A 25,843-nucleotide genomic window follows, 5' to 3' on the forward strand; every position below is an offset into this window, starting at 1 on the left:
ACTCAGCGGCCGAGCCAGCTCGCAATGTCGGCGCGCATCAATTCTGCGAGTTCGCGGGCCGCGCGGTTCTCCGCGTCACGCGTGGCGCGGATCTTGGCGAACTCCTGGCCGGGATAGTCGACCAGGGCGACCGTGCGGCGCTTGCCGGTCTTGAGAATCTCGCCGGTCTCGCGACGCTTCAGCGTGAAATCGGCGCGAAGCTCGACGCGACCGGCGCGCGGCAGATCGTCCTTGAGGTCGAGCAGAACGCCGATATAGCGCGTCGTCACGTTGAAATCGACGTCATATTCCGGGTTCACCGGCTCGCTCGCGCCGCCGCCGGCCAGGAAGACGAGATTGTTGCGAACCTCGAGTTCCACGCGGTCATCGGCTTCGGAGAAATCGATCGAGGCCATGGCCTGCGCCGTGCCGGAACTGGTGGCATAGAGCGGTTTTACCTGGCATCCGGTCAGGGCAAGAATCGCGCATAGACCAGCCGCGAGGCCCGCGAGCCTCAGATTTCTCGCATCAGACAACGACATTCACGATCCTCTGTGGAACCACGATGATCTTCTTCGGCGCCTTCCCCTCCAGCGCCGTGCGGACGGCCTCGAGTTCCAGCACCGCGCGTTCGACCTGACTTTGATCCGCATCGCGGGCGATTGTCAAATCCGCGCGCTTCTTGCCGTTGATCTGCACCGGCATGGTGACGACATTGTCGGCGACCAGGGCTTCATCATAGGCTGGCCACGCTGCTTCTGCGACGATTCCCCCGCAGCCGAGCAGCGTCCAGCACTCTTCGGCGAGATGGGGTGTCATCGGGGCGATCAGGCGGACCAGGATCTCGGTGGCCTCGCGAACGGCCGAGATGGTCGCACTGTCGGCCTTGCCGGATGCGACCTGGCCGAGCGGAGCAGCGAGCGCATTGACCAGTTCATAGATGCGCGCCACGGCCTTGTTGAAGGCGAGGCGGTCATAGTCGCTGCCGACGGCCTTCAGCGTCTTGTGGGCGACTTGAGAAATCGCCAGTGCGTCGCCATCCTTAGCCGACTTACTTTCCGCATCGCGCAGAACATCCGCGGCTTCCGAGACCAGACGCCAGACGCGTTGGACGAAGCGGTGCGAGCCTTCGACACCGGCCTCGGTCCAGATCACATCGCGATCCGGCGGCGAGTCGGAGAGGACGAAAAAGCGAGCGGTATCAGCACCATAGGAGGCGATGATATCGTCGGGATCGACGACGTTCTTCTTCGACTTCGACATCTTCTCGATCGAGCCGATCATCAGCTCTTCGCCTGATGACAGCATGTAGGCGCGGCGCTTGCCGTCGACCTCCTCGATCCTGATTTCAGCTGGCTCGATCCAAGCGCCATTCTGGCCTTCGCCCAGGCGATAAGTCTCGTGCACGACCATGCCCTGGGTGAACAGGCCCTTGAACGGCTCGTCCAATCCGACATGGCCGGTGGCGCGCATCGCACGCGTAAAGAAGCGCGAATAGAGCAGGTGCAGGATCGCGTGCTCGATGCCGCCGATATACTGATCAACAGGCAGCCAGGCGTCGGCGGCCTTCGGATCGGTCGGTGCATCTTCCCAGGGCGCAGTAAAGCGAGTGTAATACCAGGACGAGTCGACGAAGGTGTCCATCGTGTCGGTCTCGCGCCGCGCGTCCTTGCCGCATTGCGGGCAGGCGACATGACGCCAGGTCGGATGGCGATCAAGCGGATTGCCGGGCGTGTCGAAGGTCACATCGTCGGGCAGTTGCACCGGCAGGTCCTTCTTTGGAACGGGTACGACGCCGCAGACTTCGCAATGGATGACCGGGATCGGGCAGCCCCAATAGCGCTGGCGCGAAATGCCCCAGTCGCGCAGGCGGAAATTCACCTTGCGCTCGGCCTGCGGGGCATCGAACAGGCTCTGTGCGGCGAGGCGGTTGGCCACTTCGTCGAAGGCCGTGTCGGTGTCCATGCCGTCGAGGAAGCGCGAATTGATCATCGTGCCGTCGCCGATATAGGATTCGTCCGTCACCGCGAACGTATCCTTGTCGGCGCCCGGGGGAAGGACCACCGGCACGACGGGCAAGCCATATTTGTTGGCGAAATCCAGGTCGCGCTGGTCGCCCGACGGGCAGCCGAAAATGGCGCCCGTGCCGTAGTCCATCAGCACGAAGTTGGCGACATAGACCGGGATCTGCCAGTCCGGATCGAAGGGATGGGTGACGCGAATACCGGTGTCGATACCCTTCTTTTCGGCAGTCTCGAGAGCGGCGAGCGACGTGCCCTGGCGGCGGGTTTCGTCACAGAAGGCCTCGATCTCGACATTCCGTGCGGCGGCCGCCCTGGCGACCGGATGATCGGCGGAAATGGCGAGGAAGGACGCGCCGAACAGCGTGTCGGGCCGGGTGGTATAGACCTCGATCTCTCGGCTTTTATCCGGCGAAGTACCTTCGACCACTTTCCAGCGGACCGTAAGGCCTTCGGAACGGCCGATCCAGTTCTTCTGCATCAGCCGGACCTTTTCCGGCCACTGGTCGAGGTGATCCAGCTGGTCGAGCAGATCCTGTGCGAAGTCGGTGATCTTGAAGAACCACTGGGTCAGCTCACGCTGTTCGACGAGCGCGCCGGAGCGCCAACCGCGGCCATCGATGACCTGCTCGTTGGCGAGCACGGTCATGTCCTCCGGGTCCCAGTTGACCTTGGAATTCTTGCGGTAGACCAGGCCCTTTTCCATCATGTCGAGGAAGAGATGCTGCTGGCGCTGGTAATATTCGACATCGCAGGTGGCGAATTCGCGCGACCAGTCGAGCGACAGGCCCATGCTTTTCAGCTGGCTGCGCATCGTGGCGATGTTCTCATAGGTCCAGGTCTTGGGATGGATCTTGTTCTTCATTGCTGCATTTTCGGCCGGCATGCCGAAGGCGTCCCAGCCCATGGGGTGGAGCACATTGTAGCCGCGGGCGCGTTTGTAGCGGGCGACGACATCGCCCATCGCATAGTTGCGCACATGGCCCATATGAATGCGGCCGGACGGGTAGGGGAACATTTCCAGGACGTAGTATTTGTCGCGCGGATCGTCATTGTTGGTCTCGAAAACCTTGTTCTCGGACCAATGTTTCTGCCAGCGCGGTTCGACCTCGCGCGGATTGTAACGTTCTGTCGCCATTCTCGTCAGTAACCCTGAATTCCCGGAAAATTTGGGGCCGACCTTCACCACGAAAGGTGCGCCGCGTCAAGCTTTCCGGGCTTTGCATTCCGCTTCCAAAGCACTAGGAAGAGGGCGGAATGAGAGGTGTCGGATGACTGTTCTGGAGCGTTACGCGGAGATCAAGGCGAGGATGACGAAGGCTGCCAAAGAGGTCGGCCGGACGGATGATGCGACGCTGGTGGCCGTGACCAAGACGTTCGGCGCCGAGGACATCCTGCCGGTGCTCGAAGCCGGGCATCGTGTCTATGGCGAGAACCGCGTGCAGGAGGCAGAGGGCAAATGGCCTGACCTGCGCGACAAATTTTCAGGGCTGGAACTGCATCTGATCGGGCCGCTGCAATCCAACAAGGCGGCGGATGCCGTTGCGCTGTTCGACGTGATCGAGACCGTCGACCGCGAGAAGATTGCCCGCGCACTCAAGGCGGAGATGGACAAGCAGGGCAAGCGCCTGAGGCTCTATGTCCAGGTCAATACCGGGCTCGAGCCGCAGAAGGCTGGGATCGCGCCGGATGAGACGGCGACATTCGTGACGCTCTGCCGCGACGAGCTGGGCCTCGATATCGAAGGCCTGATGTGTATTCCGCCGGCCGATGAGAATCCGGGTCCGCATTTCGCGCTGCTCCGGAAGCTCGCCCGGGAGAGCAACGTTGAGAAGCTCTCCATGGGCATGTCGGGTGATTTCGAAACCGCGATCGGCTTCGGCGCGACGAGCGTCAGAGTCGGGTCGGCGATCTTCGGATCACGCTGAGCGGGTATTTGGCGCGCGGGCGACCTGGACCAGGAACAGCACAATGGCGAGAATACCGAGGATCGAGCCGATCTTGGCGAGCGAGTCGCCCTTGCCCAGGATGGCCATGATGATGCCCGGGAACATGAACCAGACCGCGAGATGGGTTATCCCGACCTGGATCTTGGCCAGCATGGTCTGCGCCGCCGTTGGGAACAGCGTATAGAAGCCACCGAAGATGGCCATCAGAACGCCTCCGATGAGATTGAGATGGGCATGGGCCGGTGCCAGGGTATGATCCTGGGTGGCCGACATCCAGATGCCGAATGTCATGCCTACCAAGAGGTAGACAGGCGACGAGATCCAACAGATTCTGGCAAGCGTGTTCATCGTTTTCCCCCGAATTTCTGAACAACGGCAGAACGATATGCCGGTTGAAGGGGCTTGGCAATCGACTGTTACGCGAGCGTATGAATATGGGGACCCTACCGCTTTCCGCTTAGATCCTTGGTCGCACTTCCGGCGTAGCGGCTTTTGCTCCATAACTAGCCCGAACAGCATGGCACACCATGCGGTCCGTTGAGGAGCGGGCTTGTCGGGAGGAATACATGGTGAGCAGATATTTCGAGGTCTATGAAGGCTGGCGCCGTGATCCCGAGGGCTTCTGGCGCGAGGCGGCCAAGGCGATCGATTGGGTCAAAGCGCCAGAGACGATCTTCGACGCCAAAGCCGGTGTTTACGGCCGATGGTTCCCGGATGCGGAATTGAACACCTGCTACAACGCGCTCGATCGCCACGTGGAGCGTGGCCGAGCCGATCAGATTGCCGTGATCTATGACAGCCCGATGGCGGGCACGAAACTGACTTTCACCTATGCCGAGATGCTGGATAACGTGAAGGCGCTCGCCGGCGTCATACGCGGCTTTGGCGTGACGAAAGGCGACCGCGTCATCATCTATATGCCGATGGTGCCGGAGGCGGTGTTCGCCATGCTGGCCTGCGCCCGCCTCGGCGCCGTGCATTCGGTCGTGTTCGGTGGCTTTGCGGCGCAGGAACTGGCGACCCGTATCGACGATTCGCAGGCGAAACTGATCATCACGGCGAGCTGTGGTCTGGAACCGGGCCGCATCGTGGCCTACAAGCCGCTGATCGACCAGGCCATCAATCTGGCGAAGCATAAGCCTTCGAACTGCTTGCTGCTGCAGCGTCCGGAACTGATGGCAGAACTCGTTGACGGACGCGATGTCGACTATTCCACTGCCATAGCCGATATCCGCGCAAGGGGCGGCACCGAGGCTGAATGCGTGCCCGTCAAGGCGACCGATCCGCTCTATGTGCTCTACACGTCGGGCACGACCGGCCAGCCGAAGGGCGTCGTGCGCGACAATGGCGGGCACGCGGTGACGCTCCATTGGTCGATGAAAGCCATATTCGGCGTCGATCCGGGCGAGGTCTATTGGGCGGCCTCCGACATCGGCTGGGTCGTCGGGCACTCCTACATCGTCTACGGCCCGCTGATGCATGGCAATACGACGATCCTCTATGAGGGCAAGCCGGTGGGGACGCCGGATGCGGGTGCCTTTTGGCGAGTGATTACTGAACACAAGGTCGCAGCCCTCTTCACCGCGCCGACCGCCTTCCGCGCCATCCGCAAGGAGGATCCCGAAGGCGAGCTGGTGCAGAAATATCCACGGCAGGATTTCCGCGCGCTATTCCTGGCCGGCGAGCGCGCCGATCCGGAAACGCTGAAATGGGCGGAAAGCCAGCTCGGCGTGCCCGTGATCGACAACTGGTGGCAGACGGAGACCGGCTGGCCGGTGGCGGTCAATCCGCTCGGCCTCGGCCTGACGCCCGTGAAACACGGTTCGCCCGCCCGGCCGATGCCGGGCTATGACGTCCAGGTGGTCGATGACGCAGGTCATCCCGTAGTTGCGGGCACCCTCGGCAATGTGGTGATCAAGCTGCCGATGCCGCCCGGCTGCCTGCCGACGCTGTGGAATGCCGACGAGCGCTTCCGCTCGGCCTATCTCGAGGAGTTCCCCGGCTACTACAAGACCGCCGATGCCGGCTATCTCGATGAGGACGGTTATCTCTTCATCATGTCGCGCACCGACGACATCATCAATTGCGCCGGCCACCGCCTTTCGACGGGTGCGATGGAGGAGGTCTGCGCCAGGCATCCTGATGTGGCCGAATGCGCGGTGATCGGCGTTGCGGACCCGATCAAGGGCCAGGTGCCGTGCGGCTTCCTGGTGTTGAAGGCCAATGCGACGCGGCTGGTCGCGGATATCGAAAAGGATGTGATCGGGCTGGTCCGCGATCAGATTGGTCCCGTTGCCGCCTTCAAGATGGTGCTCTGCGTGAAACGCCTGCCCAAGACGCGGTCAGGGAAAATCCTGCGCGGCACGATGCAGAAGATCGCCGACCGGGAAGACTGGAAGATGCCGGCGACGATCGACGACCCTGCCATCCTCGAAGAGATCGGCGAGGCGCTACGGGCACGCACCGGCTGAGTTCTTGACCGATGCCAGGAACCAGTCGACGAAGGCGCCGACCTCGCTTCGGGTCCGCGCCGGCGTGACGACGAAATAGCTGGCGTCCTCCATCGTCGCGATGTCGGAGAGCACGATGACATCTCCCGCCGTGATTTCACGTGAAAACACCTCGACGGGGCAAAGCGCCACGCCATGGCCGGCGATGACCGATGTTGCCAGCAGGTTGAAGTCCTGGAAGATCGGGCCTTTCAGCTCCGGCAACGGATAGACGCCGGCCTTGCGGAACCATTCGCGCCAGTTCGTCATGTCTTCGTCATGCAGCAGGTTGGCCGCGGCGATGTCCGACGGATTGTGGCCGGCGAGCTTTGTCAGATAATGCGGGCTCGCCACGGGATGGTTCCGCCGGGAGAATAGCCGGCGGCTTGTTGTGCCCAGCTCGTCACCCTCCGTCAGGGTCACCAGAATGTCGGCATCGAGATCGGCGAGCCGGTCGCTTGCCTTGGCATAGATGACGCGGAGTTCGAGCGACGGGTGGCTGGCCTGGAACTCGGCAAGCGAGGGAATCAGCCAGCGGCTGGCGATCGAGGGGATGCAGGCGATGGTGAGGCCTGCGGGATTGCTGCCCTTGCGGATCGCGCGGCACTGCGCCTCGATCTGGCGAAAGCTGTCAGTGAGCGTCTCTGACAGCGCCCTGCCCTCGGATGTCGTCACCACATTGCGGCCTTCCTTGCGGAAAAGATCGGTGCCGAACCATTGTTCGAGATGACGGATATGGTGCGACACGGCGGCATGCGTCACGCCCAGTTCGTCGCCGGCGCGCGAAATGCTGCCGAGGCGGGCGGCGGCCTCGAAGGCACGGAGGGCATTTGCCGGCGGCAGCTTCATCTGTCAATAAATCTCACATATTGGAGAAGTATTGTCAGTTTTCGACGAAGCTTCCAGGAAAGCAAATGGATGGCAGTCCAATATCTGTCAAATTTCCTGAGGAGAACGAGATGTTCAAGCGCAGCCTGTCCGATGTCGAGACCAGCGATTTCTTCGTCGAATGGGGCAATGGCACCAGCCATCGGCTGCTGACCCAGGCTGATGGCATGGGCTTTACGGTCTGCCATACGGTGGTGCGGGCCGGCTCGGAATCCGTGCTCGAATATCGCAACCATCTCGAGGCTTGCTACTGCATATCAGGCGAAGGCGAGGTGGAGGACATGGCAGGTAATGTCCTGCCGATCCGGCCGGGCGATATCTATGTGCTCGACAAGCATGACAAGCACTATCTGCGCGGCGGCAAGCGGGCGGACCTGATCCTGGTCAGCGTCTTCAATCCGCCGCTCAAGGGGACCGAGCGCCACAGGCTGGAGGCAGGACAAGGCTCGGCCTACTAAGAAAGATCCAGTCGAACTCGCCCGGAATCCGTGAGGATCCCGGGCGCTTTTGATTTCAGGAGAATCGGATGCCGTCGGCGTCAGGCCGCGATGGCTTCCTGGTCATGGAACATCTTGGCGAGGTTCAGGAAGCAGATCATGCCGCCTTCGCGGGCGATGATGCCGTCGGTGTAGCCCTTGTCGAAGGACGTCGTGATCTCGGGTGCCGGCTGCACTTCGGAGCCCTTGATGGTCAGGATGTCGGAGACCCGGTCGACCAGCATGCCGATGACCATGTTCTTGACTTCGGTGACGACAATGGCGCTGCGCTCGTTGGCGGCGGTGCTCGGCAGGCCGAGCTTGTAGGCAAGATCGATGATCGGGATGACCGTGCCGCGCAGGTTCATCACACCGATGACTTCCTTCGGTGCATGCGGAATGGGGGTCGACGGCGCCCAGCCGCGGATTTCGCGGATTGTCGTGGTCTTGACGCAGAATTCCTGGTCGTGGAGACGAAAGGCGATGATTTCCAGCGTGTCGCTTTCGAAAATCGCAGTGGAACTCGTGTTGGTCATGTCTAACATTCCTCCCAGGCGTCCGGGGCGTGAGCGAGTGGCGCGCTGTCGTGGCTGGTGAGCGCGGATGATTGATGATGGCGCTCGCCACGAAGGCTGCGCGAGGGTGCCGCATCATGCCGCCGACAGTCCTGCATCCGTACCCGGTCGCGTCCTGACATATGCCCGTGGTTCATGGATAAAGCAGTTTCGTTAATTTCCCTTAAATCCGAACGAATTGCCGGCCGATCCAGGCAACAAAAAAACCCGGATGCCGCGTTGCTTACATCCGGGGTTCGGTGTTGTCGCGAGATCCGCTCGGTTACATGCGGACGACGACCTTGGTCCGCGGCGCACGCACGCGGACAGCGTAGTCCGGCGGGCAATCGTCGATGAATTTGCGACCGTATTCGTCCTTGTAATAGCACTGGCCGGGCTGCGAGGCGACGGCGCCGAGGACGCCGCCGATGGCAGCACCGATTGCTGCGCTGCGGACATTGTTGCCCAGCACGCCGCCGATGACTGCGCCGGTGGCAGCACCGAGGGTCGCCCCCTGTTCCGTCTGGGTGCAGCTGGCTAGCGTCAGGCCGGCCAGGATCACTGCAATGGCTTTGATCATTTTCGAGAACTCCGTTTCTGACCCGCTCGCGGCGCCCCGCTCCCTTGCTGGTCGCGCCGCACGCGTGGTGTCTGCCCCCGATTATGGATGAAAAAAGTTTAAAATGTGAAAGCGGCGAACCGTCGCGGTTAAGCCAGCCACATTACGAGCCAGTGTCTCACGGATGCGCCAGTCCGGCTTCGGAAGCGCGGCGTCAGAACGAACTGTTCTTGGAAATTCACGCGTTTGGAGTCAGCTTACGATCCGGGTTCTGCCCACAAGGGAGGAAAAGATGACGAAGGTGACGCTGACGGTCAACGGCCGCAAAATGAGCGGTGACTGCGACGACCGTACGCTCTTGGTGAATTTCATTCGCGACAAGCTCAATCTGACGGGCACGCATGTCGGCTGCGACACGACACAGTGCGGCGCCTGCGTGGTGCATATGGATGGCCGCTCGGTGAAGAGCTGTTCCATCCTCGCCGTCCAGGCTGTCGGTTCCGAAATCACGACGATCGAAGGACTGGCTGTTGATGGCGAGCTACATCCCGTCCAGGCGGCCTTCAAGGAACATCACGGCCTGCAATGCGGCTTCTGCACGCCCGGCATGGTGATGACATCGGTCGATATGATTCGCCGCCATGGCGGCCAGCTCGACGAAGCCACGGTCCGGCACGAGCTCGAAGGCAATATCTGTCGCTGCACCGGATATCACAACATCGTCAAGGCCGTGCTGAGTGCGGCCGAGAACATGAGCGCCAAGCAGGCAGCCGAGTAGGTCAATAGTCAGTTAGTCAGTAGTCAGTAGGCGCTTCTCGGCCCCCTACTGACCAATATCTACTGACTACTGACTCTCTGGAGGAGAGCGACAGATGGGTATCGAAGGCATTGGAGCGCGGGTCGCGCGCAAGGAAGACAAGCGGTTTCTCACCGGCAAGGGTCGGTATACGGATGATATGAACGTGCCGGGGATGAAGTATGCCTATTTCATCCGCAGCCCCTATGCGCATGCGAAGATCAGGAGCATCGACATTTCTGCCGCGCTCGACATGCCCGGCGTGATCGGCGTGCTCGACGGCAAGCAGATGCAGGACGATGCCATTGGCAACCTGATCTGCGGCTGGATGATCCATTCCAAGGATGGTTCGCCGATGAATATGGGGCCATGGCGGCCCTTGGCAATCGACACCGTCCGCTATGTCGGCGATGCCGTGGCCATCGTCGTGGCCGACAGCGTCGGCGAGGCGCGGGATGCGGCGGAAAAGGTCGAGATCGACTATGAGCCGCTCGCGGCCGTGACCGAAGCCGTCGATGCGATGAAGCCCGGCGCACCGCAGGTGCATGACAATGCGCCCGGCAATCTGATCTTCGACTGGGAAATCGGCGACGGCGCTGCGACCGACGCGGCGATTGCCAGCGCGGCCCACGTCACGGAGATGAAGATCTATAACAACCGTCTGTCGCCCAACCCGATGGAGCCGCGCGCGGCGCTCGGCATCTATGACGCGGCCGAGGATCATTTCACCTGCTACACCACGTCGCAGAACCCGCATGTCGCGCGGCTGGTGATGAGCGCCTTCTACAATGTGGCGCCCGAGAACAAGCTCCGTGTCATCGCCCCAGATGTCGGCGGCGGCTTCGGCTCTAAGATCTATATCTATCCGGAGGAAATCACCTGTCTCTGGGCCTCCAAGCGCACCGGCGTGCCGGTGAAATGGACGTCCGATCGCACCGAGGCCTTCCTCACCGACGCACATGGCCGCGACCATGTCTCGACCGTCAAGATGGCCTTCGATGCCAACAATAGGATCACCGGACTCAAGGTCGACACGATCGCCAATCTCGGCGCTTATATGTCGCTGTTCTCCTCGGCGGTGCCGACCTATCTCTATGCGACGCTGCTATCGGGCCAATATGCGATCCCGGCGATCCATGCCAATGTCAGGACGGTCTATACCAACACCGTGCCGGTTGACGCCTATCGCGGTGCCGGCAGGCCGGAAGCGACCTTCCTGCTCGAACGCACGATGGAGACGGCGGCGCGCGAACTCGGCGTATCGCCGGCGGAACTGCGCAAGACTAACTTCATCCGCAGCTTCCCCTACCAGACGCCCGTTATCATGACCTATGACGCCGGCGACTACGAGGCATCACTGAATGCCGCCATGCAGGCTTCCGACTGGAACGGTTTTGCCGCCCGCAAGGCGGAAGCCAAGTCGCGCGGTAAGCTGCGCGGCATCGGCATGAGCTGCTATATCGAGGCCTGCGGCATCGCGCCGTCGGCCGCGGTCGGCTCACTCGGCGCTGGCGTCGGCCTCTGGGAATCGGCAGAGGTGCGGGTCAATGCGGTCGGCACGATCGAGGTGTTGACCGGCTCGCACAGCCACGGCCAGGGCCACGAGACGACCTTCGCCCAGCTCGTCTCTGACCGGTTCGGCGTGCCGATGTCCTCGGTCAACATCGTGCATGGCGATACCGACAAGGTACAGATGGGCATGGGCACCTACGGCTCGCGCTCCGGCGCCGTCGGCATGTCGGCCATCGTCAAGGCGCTCGACAAGGTCGAGCTGAAGGCGAAGAAGATTGCCGCCCACCTGATGGAGGCCGACGAGGCCGATATCGAGATCAAGGACGGCGAGCTCGTGGTTGCCGGCACCGACAAGAAGCTGCCCTGGTTCCAGGTGGCGCTCGCGGCCTATACCGCGCATAACCTGCCATCCGGCATGGAGCCGGGCCTCAAGGAAGGTGCCTTTTACGATCCGTCCAACTTCACCTTCCCGGCCGGCTGCTACATCGCGGAGGTCGAGGTCGATCCGGAGACGGGCAAGACCGAGATCATCCAGTTCGTTGCGGCAGACGATTTCGGCAATATCATCAATCCGATGATCGTCGAGGGCCAGGTCCATGGCGGTATCGCCCAGGGCATCGGCCAGGCGCTGCTCGAAGGCGTGCATTACAGCGCTGACGGCCAGCTTCTGACCGCGAGTTACATGGACTACGCCATGCCGCGCGCCGACGACCTGCCGTCGTTCAGCGTCTCGCATCAGAACACGCCGTGCCCGTCCAACCCGCTGGGTATCAAGGGATGTGGTGAGGCAGGCGCCATCGGCTCGCCACCGGCGCTGATCAACGCGATCACCGACGCAATCGGTGACAATTCGCTCACCATGCCCGCAACCCCGGCCAAGGTCTGGGCCCATGTCCAGTCTCTGGCTAAAGTCGCCTGAGGAGGAGGAAGCTATGTACAACACGACCTATCACCGCGCATCCTCGGTGGCCGATGCCGTAGCAACCTTCGGCAATGGCGACGATGCCAAATATCTCGCCGGCGGCATGACGCTGATCGCCACCATGAAGCAGCGGCTTGCCTCGCCGAGCGACCTTGTGGATCTCGGGCATATCGCCGATCTCAAGGGCATCTCGGTCAATGGCTCCACTGTGCGCATTGGTGCCGGCACCCGGCATTTCGACGTGGCGACCTCGGCGGAACTCCGCCGCGTTTGCCGCGCGATCACGGATCTCGCCGGCATGATCGGCGACCCGCATGTCCGTCATATGGGCACGATGGGTGGTTCCGTCGCCAACAATGATCCGGCGGCGGATTACCCCTCCGCGGTGCTGGCGCTCAATGCCACTGTCCATACCAACAAGCGCAGCATCGCGGCCGACGACTTCTTCCGCGGCCTGTTCGAGACGGCCCTTGAAGACGGTGAGATCGTCACCGCCTTCGAATTCGCGGCGCCGGCCAAGGCGGGTTATGCCAAGTTCCCGAACCCCGCGTCACGCTATGCAATGACCGGCGTCTTCGTGGCGAAGACGGCCAGTGGCGATGTCCGCGTCGCCGTGACCGGTGCCGGCTCGAACGGCGTCTTCCGCCATTCCGGCATGGAAGCTGCGCTCAAGGCCAACTGGTCGCCGGATGCCGTGGCGTCGCAGAGCGTGGATGTAAGCCAGATGATGGCCGATATCCATGGGTCGTCGGAGTATCGCGCCAACCTCGTGAAGGTCATGGCCAAGCGCGCGGTCGCAGCCGCCGGCTGAGGCCGGGCACCGCATTGACCGCAAGAGCCTTTTCGGCACCCGTCCGTCCGCGCGGGTGCCGGATTTGTTTGGACAATTGACGAAACTCGCTGGCGATTATTCAAATCTCCTTAAATTTTTCGACTTATCACTCGTTCAAATAACCATCGATGCGAGGTGGGAATCAGCGAGCCGGTCCGGGGATGATCCAAGTGGCAGCCGCATTGCGTTCTTGGGATCACAATGAAGTCCAGCGACAACACTCTCCCCCTTCCAGACGTCAACAAGCGCCTTTCCTTCATGGAGTTGGGCAAGTCGGAGAGGGCCGAAGTCGCAGCCCTTGGTGATCTGGTGGCCCGGGAATTGCCCAAGGCGCTCGACAAGTTCTACGGCAAGGTCAAGGTCACGCCGGAAACGAGTCGTTTCTTCAGCTCCGACCAGCATATGGCGGGCGCCAAGAATGCGCAGCTCGGCCATTGGGCGAACATCGCAAAAGGCAATTTCGGCGATGAATATGCCGCCAAGGTCCGCGCAATCGGCACCGTCCATGCCAGGATCGGTCTGGAGCCGCAATGGTATATCGGTGGCTATGCGATGATCCTGGATCACCTGATCAAGGCGGCCGTCGATGCCAATTTCCCCAAGCGTGGCCTGTTTTCCAAGCGTCCGGTCGAAGCCGGCGAATTCGGCGCCCAGCTCGGCAGCCTGGCCAAGGCGGTGCTGCTCGATATGGATCTCGCCATCTCGGTCTATATCGACGAAAAGGAAGCCGCGTTGCGCAAGACGCAGCAGCAGATGCTCGACGAGGCGAATGCCGTTTCGGCTGTCTTCGGCAAGGCGATTTCGGCGCTTGCGGCAAAGAAGCTCGACCACCGGATCACCGATGAACTGCCGGAAGCCTACGGGGCGATGAAGGACACGTTCAACGCAGCGATCGCTGAACTCGCGCGCACGATCGGCGATATTGAGGTGTCGGCGAACCAGGTCCGGGCCGAAGCCTCCGACATTCATCGTTCGGCCGATGATCTCGCGCGCCGCACCGAGCAGCAGTCCTCGTCCGTCGAACAGACGGCGGCTGCGCTGGAGGAGATCACCGTGACCGTCAGGGATTCGGCTCAACGCGCCAGTGACGCCAATCGGCTCGCCGGCACGGCCAAGGACGGTGCTGAACGATCGGGCCGCGTCGTCGACCAGGCCGTGGCGGCGATGGGCGCGATCGAAGGCTCGTCCCGGGAGATTTCGAAGATCATTTCCGTGATCGACGAAATCGCCTTCCAGACCAATCTGCTGGCGCTCAATGCGGGCGTCGAGGCGGCGCGTGCCGGTGACGCCGGAAAAGGTTTTGCCGTCGTGGCGCAGGAGGTGCGCGAACTGGCCCAGCGGTCAGCCAATGCCGCCAAGGAAATCAAGGCGCTGATCAACAATTCCGCCGAACAGGTGAAGAGCGGCGTCGATCTCGTGGCCGAGACTGGTCGCGCGCTCGGCACGATCGTCGGCGAGGTTACCGAGATCAGCCAGCATATCGCTGCGATCAACCGCGCGGCACAGGAGCAGACACAGGCGCTTGGCGAGATCAACCAGGCCGTCAACGTCATGGACCAGGGGACCGAGCAGAACAGCGCCATGGTCAAGGGCACGAATGCCGCCAGCCGCAAGCTGGCGGAGGAAGCCGCCCGGATCAGCGACATGCTCGGGGAATTCACCACCGGCCATCGCGCGGCCCAGCCGAGCACGGTCGCGGCAACGCCGCGTTCGGCGCCGGTGCGAGTCCAGCAGCCTCAATCCCGGCCTCAGCCCGCCGTCCGGCCTGCCCCGGCGGCGACGCATCGCGCGGCTCCCGCGGTCGTCGGCAATACGGCCCTCGCAGAGAACAGCTGGGAAGAATTCTGAGTGTCTGCGGCGCGGCCACGGTGGCGTGAGCCTGCGCTGAAGACATGCATTCGTGGCTCGAATAATCGAAATTATCAGGACGTCTTGACTTCGATCAAGACGTCTTGGCCCGGTTGGGCTAATATGAGATCCAGCAATCGGCCCGCAAGCTGTGCGCCATTCCGACGCGGTATTTTCAATTCCGTGCCGTAGGGGTTGACGATTGGAATGATTCCAAACAAAAGGTTTGGGACATCTGGAGTTAGAAATGGATTTCGAAGCCTTTTTCAAGGACGCGATCGAGGGCCTGCATCAGGAAGGCCGATACCGCGTTTTTGCCGATCTCGAACGCCGCGCCGGCAGCTTCCCCAAGGCGGTTCGCCACACGGAGAACGGCCCGCAGGACGTGACCGTCTGGTGTTCCAACGACTATCTCGGCATGGGCCAGCATCCCAAGGTGATCGCGGCCATGAAGGAAGCGATCGAAAGCTGTGGCGCCGGTGCGGGCGGCACCCGCAATATTTCCGGCACCAACCATTACCATGTCCTGCTCGAGCGCGAGCTCGCGGACCTGCATGGCAAGGAAGCCGCCCTGCTGTTCAATTCCGGCTACATGTCCAACTGGGCGACGCTCGGGACGCTCTGTTCGAAGATCCCCGGCATCATCGTGTTCTCCGATGCCGGCAACCACGCTTCGATGATCGAAGGCATCCGCCATTCGAAATGCGAGCGGGTGATCTTCAAGCACAATGACCTGAACGATCTCGCCGCCAAGCTCGCGGCCGCCGATCCCAAGGCGCCGAAGATCATCGCCTTCGAATCTGTCTACTCGATGGATGGCGATATCGCGCCGGTCAAGGAAATCTGCGACCTTGCCGACCAGTATGGCGCGATGACCTATCTCGACGAAGTCCATGCCGTCGGCCTCTATGGCCCGCGCGGCGGCGGCATCGCCGAGCGCGACGGCCAGATGCATCGCCTTGATGTTATCGAAGGCACGCTCGGCAAAGCCTTTGGGGTGATGGGCGGCTATATCACCGCATCGGCGGCGCTTGTGGACTTCATCCGGTCCTTCGCCTCGGGTTTCATCTTCACGACCTCGCTGCCGCCGGCCATCGCCGCCGGCGCGCTGGCGTCGATCCAGCACCTCAAGGCCAGCCCCTTCGAGCGCGCCCGCCATCAGGACCGCGTGCGCAAGCTGCGCGCGGCGCTCGACAAGGCGGGTATCCCGCATCTCAACAATCCGAGCCATATCGTCCCCGTGATGGTCAAGGACGCGGCGAAGTGCAAATGGCTGTCGGACCTGCTGCTCGACAATTGCGGCATCTATGTCCAGCCGATCAATTATCCGACGGTTCCAAAGAAGACCGAGCGGCTGCGCATCACGCCGGCGCCCTATCATTCGGATGCCGATCTCGAGCATCTCGTCAGCGCGCTGCATTCGCTCTGGTCGCGTTGCGCTTTGGCCCGCGCGGTCGCTTAAAGCATCAAGACGGCTTGAAACTTTGTTGCCGACCGGTGAAAGCTGGTCGGCAATGTTCGTTTGGGGGTAGGCATGGAAGCGGCTCTGGACAGCGTCATCAACCGGGCGCTCGAAAGCGGAAAGATCACCGGCGTGGTGATGCTGGTTCATCGCAGGGGCGAGCCGGTCTACGCCCGCGCCGCCGGCCTTGCGGATCGCGAAGCCGGCATTCCCGTCGCCTTCGACACGATCTTCCGCATGGCATCCGTCACCAAGCCGATCGTTGCGGCCACGGCGCTGGCAATGGCGGAGCGCCGGCTGATCTCGCTCGCCGACCCGGTCACGAAGCACCTGCCCTGGTTTCGGCCACCGCTCGCCGACGGCTCGGTGCCCGATATCACCATCCATCATCTGCTGACCCACACATCCGGGCTGATGTACAATCCAATGCTGGAGGAACTGCCTGACGACCGGCGGATCACCATGGGCATCTCCGACACGGATCTCGATTTCGAGGCCAATTTCAGCCGGCACAATATGATTCCGCTCGCCTTTCCGCCGGGCACGCAATGGGCCTATTCCTTTGCGACCGACATTCTCGGCGCGGCCATCGCTGCGGTTCATGGCGGCACGCTGGAAGATGCGGTGGTGCAATACATCGCCGGGCCGCTCGGCATGACGGACACGCGGTTCCATGTGACCGACAAGGCGCGGTTGGCGGTGCCCTATGCGGATGCGATTCCGCTGCCGGTGCGGATGCCTGACAAATGGGCGGCCGAGGACTCCGACGGATGGACGCTGAATTTCTCGCCGAAGCGGATCTTCAATCCCAAGGCGTTCCAATCGGGCGGCGGCGGCATGGTCGGGACGGCGGGTGACATCATGACCTTCCTCGACATGCTGCGGGCGGGCGGCAGGGGTGTGCTTAAGCCTGAGACTGTCGAGGCCGGGCTGTCGAACCAGATCGGTGATATCGAGCGCGACGAGCCGGGGATGAAATTCGGCTATTTCGGCGCGGTGGTCGACAACAGGAAGCTGGCGCTGACGCCGCAATCGGTCGGCTCGGTGCGCTGGGGCGGTGTCTATGGCCTCGACTGGTTCATCGATCGCGAGGCCGGCCTGACCTCGCTCGTCGTGACCAACAATGCGCTGGAAGGCTGCACCGGCCTGTTTCCGCAGGATATCAGGGATGCCGTCTACGGCCTCTGAAGAACTTCGCATGCGATCTCGAAGATGAAATCAGGGAAGACATCGAAAGCGTAGGGTGTGTAGAGTCGTTCCAGCCGCTGATGAAACTCGCGACCCCAGGGCCCGATATTCACCACCGGGTATTCCAGCGCATCGGCTGGAGGCTGGTCCACCCAGAGATTAGCCGGCGTATTATCGGCGACGACCGTGCTGCCCGAGCTATTGCCCGATGTGCCGAAGAAGCTCATGTCCGAGATGCCGGTGAAATATTCGCGGCGCTTGAAGCTCGTTTCATGCCGCGTCTCGATCGTCTGTTGCGCCCGGCCGATGGCGGCGGCGAGGTCGCGGTCCAATGCCTTCGTTTCATCGATATGGCTGTGCGGATAGTGGAGGCTTGAAAAGCCGGTGATGACGGCCGGGCCGGTCAGTCGCGCCTCGCCGACCAGCATGGCCACCAGCCGCCGCGTGACGTCGAGCGGATTGTCATTGTTTTCGAGTTCATCCTCCAACGCCGTGTAGCGCTCGGCGACGCCTCCAGACTGGAAGGCTTTCGCGCGCAGTTCGGAGAAGGGGATCAACCGGCCGGCGATATCGGGGGTGCCGGCATCCGCGCCAGAGAGCTCGGCAAAGGCTTTTGCCTTGGCGGCGAAATCGGTGAGCGCCCGGCCCATGGCGCCATCGACGATAGCATTGAAATCCCTCTGCAAATCGGCGGACGACCGGGAGTGGAACAGCCAGTTGAAGGCAAGCCAGACCTTGTCCGGCGTCGTCACTTCATAGCCGCCGCGCAAGTCCTTGGCCTCCAGGCATACTGGCGGCGGGGAGATTTCGCCATTGCCGGTGTCCGAGAGTGCTGGATTGGCCTCGAGGGCCAGCACGATCTCCGATGCAATGCGGTGGGCGCTGACGCCTTCGAACGGATAGCTGGCATGCGAGGACTGGCCGATGACGAAGGCGAAGGGCAGGAGCTTGCCGATCGTGCCGTAATAGACTGCGCGGCCGTCCGAACCATCGCCCTGGTCGCTGGTGGCGTCGAGATTGACGCCGCCGACGAGATCGAGATCCCACCGTTTCATCAGGCCGGGCAGGGCATCGCGCAGCGAGCGCATGCCGCGCGAATTGCGCTCTTCGTCGGGCGTCGCGAAGAGGACCAGATTGCCCTCGCGGTCCGGCATTTCGGAGAAGCGCTCGAGCACGGCGATGCCGGCTGCGACGCCGCTCTTCATGTCGAGCATGCCGCGGCCGGGGATGAAATCGCCGCTTCGGAGATCTTCCAGCGCGCGAGTTTCCGTGGCGGAGAGTGGTCGACTCTCGAGATCGGCGAGCAGCGCGACCTTCAACGCATCGGGTTCGCAGGCGAGGTGCCTGAGGTCGAGATAGTTGGTCGTTTCGACCGTGTCGAAGTGACCGCCCAGCGCCAGCGTCCGCCGGCCCTTGCCGCGCACCACCACCACGACATTCTTCGCAATCGGTGAGCCATGGCTGTCGAGGACCACGATATCGCCTGGGTGGTCACGGAAATAGGGGATCTCGCGCAGCAGGCCCGCTAGTTTCTCGCCGAATGCGGCTTCGCCTGCTGTGCCGCTTTCGCTCGGCCAGGAGACGAGACGGTAGGAGATGTCCTTCACGCGGTCATAGGGGTGCCAGTTTTCGGTCATGCTCGTCATTATCCCATAGATTCGACAGGACCCCTCCCGAACCCCTCCCCACAAGGGGGGAGGGGCTAATGCGCGGCACGTCCCCTGCCTCAAGCAACGTTGCTGCGAATCCAGGTGTTGATGATGTGGCAAAGCGAAGAGGCGGATTAAGTCCCTCCCCCTTGTGGGGAGGGGTTGGGGAGGGGTCTCTATTTCTGCCGCGAGCATAGGTGATCGCCCTGTTGACGGAAACAACGCAAACTGTCGACATGGGTAGCATCCTGACCAAATCGGCAATAGATTTGCCGAAATCGGAAACAAACCATCCATGGACGACCTCGACCAGCGCCTGATCGCCGAACTCCGGGTGAACGCCCGAGCCTCGGTGCCGACGCTTGCAACCATCCTCGGCGTTGCGCGCGGAACCGTGCAGGCGCGGCTCAACAAACTGGTGGCGGCGGGGGTGATCGCCGGCTTCACGGTCAAACTGCGCGAGAACCGGTCCGATGCCATGGTGCGCGGCGTGATGATGATCGAACTCGCCGGCCGCAACATCAAGCCGGCCGTGGCCTCGCTCCGCCGCAATCCGGGTTTCGCGGCCTTGCATACGACCAACGGCATCTGGGACCTAATTGCCGAAATCGAAGTGCCCAGTCTTGCCGAATTCAATACTGTCGTGACGGCGGTGCGCAGCATGGATGGGGTCGCCAAGTCGGAGACGCATCTCTTCCTCGGACCGGCCTGAGCCGAGCCCGAATGGCCCGCAAGCGAATGCTTGGGCGCCCCTGGCGAGGGCTTCATCCCGCTACCCGAGTCAACTGCTTGATCAAGCGTTCAAACTGGCTTGCGGGTGCTTGAAGAATCGGGGATACCTTGGCTCCCTCCGTCGCCCGCAGGCTTCCATGACCGTCACCGAACAGAATTCCTATCGCCTCGGCGTGGCCTATGTTGCTGTGTCGGCCCTGCTCTGGTCGCTGTCTGGCCTGTTCATGCGGGCGATCGAGACGGATCTGATGACCATCCTGTTCCTGCGCGGCCTCGTCTCCGGCACCACCGTCTTCCTGCTGTTCCTGATCGTCGAGCGCGGCCGGGCCTGGGAGATTCTCAAGGCGATGCGCTGGCCGACGCTGATGGCGGCCGTGCTGTCGGCCGCCAGCATGATGTCGGGGCTTGGCTCGCTCTACTACACGTCGATCGCCGACAGCATGGTGATCTATGCGACGGCGCCGTTCATCACCGCCTTCCTCGCTTATTTCTATATCGGCGAGAAGCCGAGCAAGGCGACGATCATTGCCAGCACGATCGCCTTTCTCGGCGTGCTCTATATGGTGACCGACAGCCGGGGCGACGGGTCGCTGCTCGGCAAGGGGCTTGCCGTGATCATGGCGTTCACGGTTGCCTCGCTTGCCGTTGTCATGCGCAAGCATCGCGAAGTCTCGATGCTGCCGGCCATGGCGGCGTCCGCCTGGCTCTGTTCGCTCGCTACCGCGCCCTTCGCCAGTCCGCTTTCGGCAGGTGCGACCGATCTCGGCCTGATCGCAGCCTTCGGCATCGTGCAGAACGGCATGGGTCTTGCGCTCTATACCTTCGGCGCCAAGCGCATTCCGGCGGTCGACGCCAGCCTGCTGACCGCGCTCGAAGTGCCGCTGACGCCGCTCTGGGTGTGGATCTTCATGAATGAAGTGCCGTCGCAGGCGACGCAGATCGGCGGCGCGGTGGTGCTCGCCGCTCTCTTCGGCCACATCCTTGCCGAGATGCGCCGCAATCGGGCATCGGTTACGGTCGCGCCGCTTTAGCTGTCAGCTTCGGCGAGACGACAGGGGTCTTTCTGCACGACAGTGGCGCTTTGTCCTTCGAACCCAGCTGGAGAGAAGGGGAGCAAGTCTCATCAATCCCGCTGAACCCCACTTCAACAGAATCAGGGTGCACAAGTCAGCGCTTATCCGCTAAACGTCTCTGACATTTCCGGGGAATGCCATGAGCCGATCGCTGATAGTACCGCTTGCCGTCCTTGCCCTCGCCTCGCTTACGCTTGCCGGCTGCGGCCGCAAGGGCGATCTCGACGTGCCCGGCACCCCCGTCGTCGACCAGAACAATGCGAACAAGAAAGCAGCGCCGGTCGAAGATCGGCCCTTCCTGCTCGACCCGCTGCTCTAATTTCCGTCCCAGGATACACACGTGAATCACTTCCACTACAAGGATGGCGTGCTCCACGCCGAAAACGTTCCCGTGCCGGACATTGCCCGCGCCGTCGGCACGCCCTTCTACCTCTATTCGACCGCCACGCTCGAGCGTCACGTCCGCGTCTTCCAGGAAGCCTTTGCCGACGTCGATTCACTCGTCTGCTATGCGATGAAGGCCAATTCCAACCAGGCGGTGCTGAAGACGATCGGCCGGCTCGGCGCCGGCATCGACGTCGTCTCGGAGGGGGAACTGCGCCGGGCGCTGGCGGCCGGTATTCCGGCTTCGCGTATCATGTTCTCGGGCGTCGGCAAGACGCCGCGCGAGATGGATCTGGCGCTCGACGCCGGCATCTATTGCTTCAATGTCGAGAGCGAGCCGGAACTCGAAGTGCTCAATGCCCGCGCCACCGCCAAGGGCAAGCGCGCGCCGGTTTCCTTCCGCATCAATCCCGATGTCGACGCCGGCACGCATGCCAAGATCTCGACGGGCAAGAAGGAAAACAAGTTCGGCATCTCCTATGATCGTGCCCGCGAAGTCTATGCCCATGCCGCGAAGCTTGACGGCATTGAGGTGACCGGCATCGATATGCATATCGGCAGCCAGATCACCGATCTTCATCCCTTCGACGACGCCTTTCGGCTGCTGCGGGAGCTCGTGGAGCATCTCCGCGCCGACGGCCATGTGATCGAGCATGTCGATGTCGGTGGCGGCCTCGGCATTCCCTACAAGATCGACAATGATCCGCCGCCCAATCCTGAAGCCTATTCCAAGGTCGTCAAGAACCAGCTGCGGTCGCTCGACTGCAAGATCGTCACCGAGCCGGGCCGGCTGATCGTCGGCAATGCCGGCATCCTGGTGACCGAGGTCATCTATGTGAAGGATGTCGAGGACAAGTCCTTCGTCATCGTCGACGCGGCGATGAACGACCTGATCCGCCCGACGCTCTACGAGGCCTGGCATGAGATCCAGTCCGTCGTCGCAACCTCGGGCAACGAGCCTCGCATCAAGGCCGACGTGGTCGGCCCGGTCTGCGAGACCGGCGACTACCTTGCGCTTGATCGTGAGATGGCGCGGCCGGAGCCGGGTGACCTGCTTTCGGTCAGCTCTGCCGGTGCTTATGGCGCAGTGCAGGCCGGGACCTACAATTCCCGGCTTCTGGTGCCGGAGGTCCTCGTCAAGGACGACCAGTTCCACGTCATCCGGCGCCGGACCACCTACGAAGAGCTGATCGGCCTGGATAGCGTACCCGCCTGGCTTGACTGATCGGCTTGGTTGGGCCGCATTCACCGAAGCTTCAACAGCTTGTGAAGCGAATCCGGGCGGCTCGCCTCGCCTTTGCCTAAAACAATGCTATCCTGCCTGCTTCGTATATCGAGCAAGGCAGGATATGGCCGAGGACGCCCAGACAACGCCCGACCCCCGGATTGTGCAGCTCAGGCGCCGCATCGCCGGCAAACGCATCCTGGCACTGACGTCCATGTTCCTGGAGCGCGGGCTCGTCGCTGCGCTGCCTTTGCTGGCCGTCGTCGCGCTCTACCTGATCCTGAGCTGGATGGGCCTGCTGCGGCAGATGCCTGACCTGGTGAAGATCGGCGTGGGTATCGCTTTCGCCGTCGCGTTCCTCGCAGCACTCGTGCCGCTCCGCCGCTTCCGGATGCCCGATCGCGTCGAGGCCGAGCGTCGGCTCGAGGAAAACAGCCGGCTGCCGCATCAGGCGATCAGCGTGCAGGGCGAGGTCCCGGTCTCCAAGGATCCCTATTCGATCGCGCTCTGGCACTCCCATCAGGCGCGGATGGCCAAGAAGATCAACGTGATCGAAGCCGGCTTCCCGGCTGCCGACATCGCGCGCCACGACCCCTGGGCGCTGCGCGCTGCAGTCATCCTCGTGCTGATCGTCGCCTGGAGCTTCTCGTTCTCGAACTATGGCGGCCGCGTCGGGGATATCTTCACCTTTGCCAAGCCGGTCGTGCCGCAAAGCGATATCCGCATCGACGCCTGGGTGACCCCGCCGGCCTATACCGGCGTGGCACCCCTCTATCTCAGCAGCAATATCGAGAAGAACAACGCCTCTGCGTTGAAAGTGCCGGTCAATTCGGAACTCACCGTCCGCATCAGCGGCAAGGATGCCACGGGCACTGTGCGATTCGTGCCTGTCGAAGGAGACGCCATCGACCTCAAGGCCGAGGTGCCCGAGAAGAAGGATAGCGCCAAGCCGACGGTCGCCAGCGAAGACGCCGCCACCCAGAACCGGACCTTCAAGCTCAAGCTCACCAAGGACGGCACGATTTCGGCCGGCCCGAAGGAATATGCCTTCACGCTGATATTAGACAAGGCGCCGGAAATCTCCTTCGTCCGCGAACCCGGCCGCGCGCTGAACGGTGCCCTCGAACTCGCCTTCCAGGTCAAGGACGATTACGGCGTCACCGAAGCCCGCGCGGAAATCCTGCCCGTCGAGACCGACACCAAGGCGTCGCCGCTTTTCGACCCGCCGAAATTCCCGCTCGACCTGCCCGGCAGCGATGGAAAGAGCGCCAAGGCCACTGTCAGCCGCGACCTGACCGAGCATCCCCTGTCCGGCAAGAAGGTGCGGCTGACGCTGATCGCCAAGGATGCCGGCGGGGTCGAAGGCCGCAGCGAGACCAAGGAGATCGTCCTGCCAGCCCGCTTCTTCAGCGAGCGTCTGGCCGGTTCCGTCGCCGAGCAACGACAGGTCTTCGCGCTTGATACGCAGCAGATCCGCCGCGCGCTCGAGCTCAACGAAGCCTCGACATTCCGCGCCGACGAGACAATTCCAACCTTGTCCCACTTCCTGCTCGTGCAGTCGGCCCGAAATCGCCTGATTCTCGCCCACGGCAAGGAGCAGCTGACCGATACGGCAAAATATTTCTGGGACATCGCCCGCTATATCGAGGACGGCAATCTCTCGACCGCCGAAAAGCGGTTGCGCGACGCGCAGGAAAAGCTCTCGGAGGCACTGAAGAACAAGGCTTCCGACCAGGAAATCGCCAAGCTGATGCAGGAACTGCGCGAGGCGATGAAGCAATACATGGCCGAGCTCTCCAAGCGCATGCAGAACCAGGATATGAGCCGCATGTCCCAGCAGGCGCAGCGCATGATGCGGAGCCAGGATTTCGAGAACATGCTGAACCAGCTCGAAAACCTGTCTCGGTCAGGCAATCGCGAGGAGGCGCAGCGGCTGCTCAACGAAATGCAGCGCATGCTCAACAACCTGCAGACCGCGCGGCCGCGCCAGCAGCCCGGCCAGGAGAACAATCCGGTCCGCCAGCAGCTCGACAAGCTCGGCAAGCTCATGCAGGACCAGCAGAAGCTGATGGAAGATACGCACCGCACGGAGCAAGCGCTGCGTGACCGGATGCAGCGCGGCGATCCCGAAGAGCAGGAAGATCCTCAGAATCCCGGCGATGAGCAATCGCAGCAGGACCAGCAACAGCAAGACCAGCAGAAGCCTGGCGACCAGCAGCAGGACATGACGGCCGAGCAGCTGCGCGAGGCGCTCAAGAACCTTCGTGCACAGCAGGACAAGCTGCAGAAGGACCTCAAGGAACTGCAGAAGGGCCTAGGCGACCTCGGCATGAAGGCGCCGAAGGGTTTCGGCGAGGCCGAGAAGGAGATGGGCGAATCATCGGAAGCGCTCGGAAAGTCGCAGGGCCAGCGCTCCGCCGATGCCCAGGGCCGCGCGCTCCAGGCGCTGCGTGACGGCGCCGGTGACATGATGCAGCAATTGCAGCAGATGATGAGCCAGCAGCAAGGCAATCAGGACGGCCAGGACATGGGCATGCCGATGCCCGGCAGCGCGATGAACCAGCAGGGCCGCGACCCGCTCGGCCGCAAGTCCGGCCAGCTCGGCAGCGAATTCGACGACAGCGTCAAGGTGCCTGATCAGATCGACGTCCAGCGGGCCCGGGAAATCCTTGAGGAAATTCGGAAACGTCTGGGCGATGGGCCTGCGAGCTTGATCGAACGGGAGTATCTGGAGCGGTTGCTGGATTTGCGGTGAGGGTGAGACACCCCGCTTCTCCCCTTGGGGAGAAGGTGGCCCGTAGGGCCGGATGAGGGGTTCCCGTTAAGCGAATAGCAAGAGGCTGAAAACCCCTCATCTGCCCTTCGGGCATCTTCTCCCCAAGGGGAGAAGCGGGGGCTATTTAAGCCGCCAGCGCCTTTGCCACGGCCGTCCTGATATCCGGCAGCGTAAACGGCTTCGACACCACATCGACGATCTTCTCCGCCAGATCATCCGCCCGTTCGCGCTGCTCGGCATAGCCGGTCATCAGCAGGATGCGCAGGCCGGGATGGGCGGCGGCGGCCTTGTGGGTCAGTTCGATGCCGTCCATGACGGGCATGCGAATGTCAGAGAGAAGCAGGTCGAAATTGCCGCCGGCCAAGGCTTCCAGGCCCTCGGCGCCATCGGCGGCTTCCACCGTGTCGTGGCCGTCCATGCGGAGTGCGCGCGCCACGAAGGAGCGAAGCGAATCTTCGTCTTCGGTGATGAGAATGCGTGCCATGTTCTTTACCCCGTTTTAACTTTGAGCCCCAGTCAACACCCGGGG

22 protein-coding genes are annotated in these 25,843 nt (G+C 62.4%); 14 read left to right on the forward strand and 8 right to left on the reverse strand.

Features of this window, described 5'->3' with window-relative positions:
- Nucleotides 1-2 precede the first annotated feature (2 nt).
- Both AC2YI2_RS15325 and leuS read right to left on the reverse strand, forming a co-directional pair.
- A complete protein-coding gene (locus tag AC2YI2_RS15325) occupies nt 3-521 on the reverse strand; it encodes a hypothetical protein (RefSeq protein WP_487387351.1) in 519 nt (172 codons plus the stop codon).
- Entirely contained in the window at nt 508-3,138 is a 2,631-nt protein-coding gene (leuS, locus tag AC2YI2_RS15330) for a leucine--tRNA ligase (protein WP_487387352.1), read from the reverse strand. Before leuS ends, AC2YI2_RS15325 begins: the two co-directional genes overlap by 14 nt.
- Before the next feature lie 133 nt (nt 3,139-3,271).
- Here leuS and AC2YI2_RS15335 point away from each other — a divergent pair, with 133 nt between their 5' ends.
- Nucleotides 3,272-3,928: a YggS family pyridoxal phosphate-dependent enzyme gene (locus tag AC2YI2_RS15335; RefSeq protein WP_487387353.1), complete on the forward strand. Its 657-nt coding sequence runs from the start codon at nt 3,272-3,274 to the stop codon at nt 3,926-3,928.
- Here AC2YI2_RS15335 and AC2YI2_RS15340 read toward each other — a convergent pair.
- A complete protein-coding gene (locus AC2YI2_RS15340) occupies nt 3,920-4,297 on the reverse strand; it encodes a hypothetical protein (RefSeq protein WP_487387354.1) in 378 nt (125 codons plus the stop codon). The two genes, AC2YI2_RS15335 and AC2YI2_RS15340, sit on opposite strands and share 9 nt — an antisense overlap.
- Nucleotides 4,298-4,515: 218 nt before the next feature.
- Here AC2YI2_RS15340 and AC2YI2_RS15345 point away from each other — a divergent pair, with 218 nt between their 5' ends.
- Nucleotides 4,516-6,420, forward strand: a complete 1,905-nt coding sequence (locus AC2YI2_RS15345) for a propionyl-CoA synthetase (RefSeq protein WP_487387355.1) — start codon at nt 4,516-4,518, stop codon at nt 6,418-6,420.
- Here AC2YI2_RS15345 and AC2YI2_RS15350 read toward each other — a convergent pair.
- Entirely contained in the window at nt 6,400-7,287 is an 888-nt protein-coding gene (locus AC2YI2_RS15350) for a LysR substrate-binding domain-containing protein (protein WP_487387356.1), read from the reverse strand. The genes AC2YI2_RS15345 and AC2YI2_RS15350 overlap by 21 nt on opposite strands.
- A gap of 110 nt (nt 7,288-7,397) precedes the next feature.
- On the opposite strand from AC2YI2_RS15350, the gene AC2YI2_RS15355 reads away from it, so the two are divergent.
- Nucleotides 7,398-7,784 (forward strand): ectoine synthase, encoded by a 387-nt coding sequence (locus AC2YI2_RS15355; RefSeq protein WP_487387357.1) that lies wholly within the window; start codon nt 7,398-7,400, stop codon nt 7,782-7,784.
- 80 nt (nt 7,785-7,864) lie between these two features.
- Here AC2YI2_RS15355 and AC2YI2_RS15360 read toward each other — a convergent pair whose 3' ends face one another.
- Together AC2YI2_RS15360 and AC2YI2_RS15365 are read right to left on the reverse strand one after the other, a co-directional pair.
- Nucleotides 7,865-8,338: a chemotaxis protein CheW gene (locus AC2YI2_RS15360; protein WP_487387358.1), complete on the reverse strand. Its 474-nt coding sequence runs from the start codon at nt 8,336-8,338 to the stop codon at nt 7,865-7,867.
- A gap of 301 nt (nt 8,339-8,639) precedes the next feature.
- The gene (locus AC2YI2_RS15365) at nt 8,640-8,936 is read right to left on the reverse strand and encodes a YMGG-like glycine zipper-containing protein (RefSeq protein ID WP_487387359.1); all 297 of its coding nucleotides are present in this window, start codon (nt 8,934-8,936) and stop codon (nt 8,640-8,642) included.
- Between the two features lie 271 nt (nt 8,937-9,207).
- Here AC2YI2_RS15365 and AC2YI2_RS15370 point away from each other — a divergent pair, with 271 nt between their 5' ends.
- The 6 genes from AC2YI2_RS15370 to AC2YI2_RS15395 all read left to right on the forward strand — a co-directional run bounded on the left by AC2YI2_RS15370 (nt 9,208) and on the right by AC2YI2_RS15395 (nt 17,475).
- Nucleotides 9,208-9,693, forward strand: coding sequence for a (2Fe-2S)-binding protein (locus tag AC2YI2_RS15370; protein ID WP_487387360.1), 486 nt, complete (start codon nt 9,208-9,210; stop codon nt 9,691-9,693).
- A 94-nt stretch (nt 9,694-9,787) separates the two neighbouring features.
- On the forward strand, nt 9,788-12,142 hold the full coding sequence (locus AC2YI2_RS15375) for a xanthine dehydrogenase family protein molybdopterin-binding subunit (RefSeq protein ID WP_487387361.1): 2,355 nt from the start codon (nt 9,788-9,790) through the stop codon (nt 12,140-12,142).
- Nucleotides 12,143-12,155: 13 nt separating this feature from the next.
- The gene (locus AC2YI2_RS15380; RefSeq protein ID WP_487387362.1) at nt 12,156-12,956 is read left to right on the forward strand and encodes an FAD binding domain-containing protein; all 801 of its coding nucleotides are present in this window, start codon (nt 12,156-12,158) and stop codon (nt 12,954-12,956) included.
- A 222-nt stretch (nt 12,957-13,178) separates the two neighbouring features.
- A complete protein-coding gene (locus AC2YI2_RS15385; RefSeq protein ID WP_487387363.1) occupies nt 13,179-14,825 on the forward strand; it encodes a globin-coupled sensor protein in 1,647 nt (548 codons plus the stop codon).
- Nucleotides 14,826-15,072: 247 nt separating this feature from the next.
- The gene (hemA, locus tag AC2YI2_RS15390) at nt 15,073-16,287 is read left to right on the forward strand and encodes a 5-aminolevulinate synthase (RefSeq protein WP_487387364.1); all 1,215 of its coding nucleotides are present in this window, start codon (nt 15,073-15,075) and stop codon (nt 16,285-16,287) included.
- A gap of 72 nt (nt 16,288-16,359) precedes the next feature.
- Entirely contained in the window at nt 16,360-17,475 is a 1,116-nt protein-coding gene (locus AC2YI2_RS15395) for a serine hydrolase domain-containing protein (protein WP_487387365.1), read from the forward strand.
- Here AC2YI2_RS15395 and AC2YI2_RS15400 read toward each other — a convergent pair.
- Nucleotides 17,463-19,112, reverse strand: a complete 1,650-nt coding sequence (locus AC2YI2_RS15400; protein ID WP_487387366.1) for a M20/M25/M40 family metallo-hydrolase — start codon at nt 19,110-19,112, stop codon at nt 17,463-17,465. The two genes, AC2YI2_RS15395 and AC2YI2_RS15400, sit on opposite strands and share 13 nt — an antisense overlap.
- 307 nt (nt 19,113-19,419) lie before the next feature.
- Between AC2YI2_RS15400 and AC2YI2_RS15405 the strand changes: the two genes are divergently transcribed.
- From AC2YI2_RS15405 to AC2YI2_RS15425, 5 genes are all read left to right on the forward strand, one after another.
- Nucleotides 19,420-19,836, forward strand: coding sequence for an Lrp/AsnC family transcriptional regulator (locus AC2YI2_RS15405; protein WP_487387367.1), 417 nt, complete (start codon nt 19,420-19,422; stop codon nt 19,834-19,836).
- Between the two features lie 157 nt (nt 19,837-19,993).
- A complete protein-coding gene (locus tag AC2YI2_RS15410) occupies nt 19,994-20,887 on the forward strand; it encodes a DMT family transporter (RefSeq protein ID WP_487387368.1) in 894 nt (297 codons plus the stop codon).
- A 181-nt stretch (nt 20,888-21,068) separates the two neighbouring features.
- Entirely contained in the window at nt 21,069-21,248 is a 180-nt protein-coding gene (gene lptM, locus AC2YI2_RS15415) for an LPS translocon maturation chaperone LptM (protein WP_487387369.1), read from the forward strand.
- A 21-nt stretch (nt 21,249-21,269) separates the two neighbouring features.
- Nucleotides 21,270-22,538 (forward strand): diaminopimelate decarboxylase, encoded by a 1,269-nt coding sequence (gene lysA / locus AC2YI2_RS15420; protein WP_487387370.1) that lies wholly within the window; start codon nt 21,270-21,272, stop codon nt 22,536-22,538.
- A 124-nt stretch (nt 22,539-22,662) separates the two neighbouring features.
- Entirely contained in the window at nt 22,663-25,293 is a 2,631-nt protein-coding gene (locus tag AC2YI2_RS15425; RefSeq protein ID WP_487387371.1) for a TIGR02302 family protein, read from the forward strand.
- Between the two features lie 145 nt (nt 25,294-25,438).
- On the opposite strand, the gene AC2YI2_RS15430 is transcribed toward AC2YI2_RS15425, so the two are convergent.
- Nucleotides 25,439-25,798, reverse strand: coding sequence for a response regulator (locus AC2YI2_RS15430; RefSeq protein ID WP_487387372.1), 360 nt, complete (start codon nt 25,796-25,798; stop codon nt 25,439-25,441).
- Nucleotides 25,799-25,843 lie beyond the last annotated feature (45 nt).

Source organism: Rhizobium sp. SRI_017 (assembly GCF_057586295.1).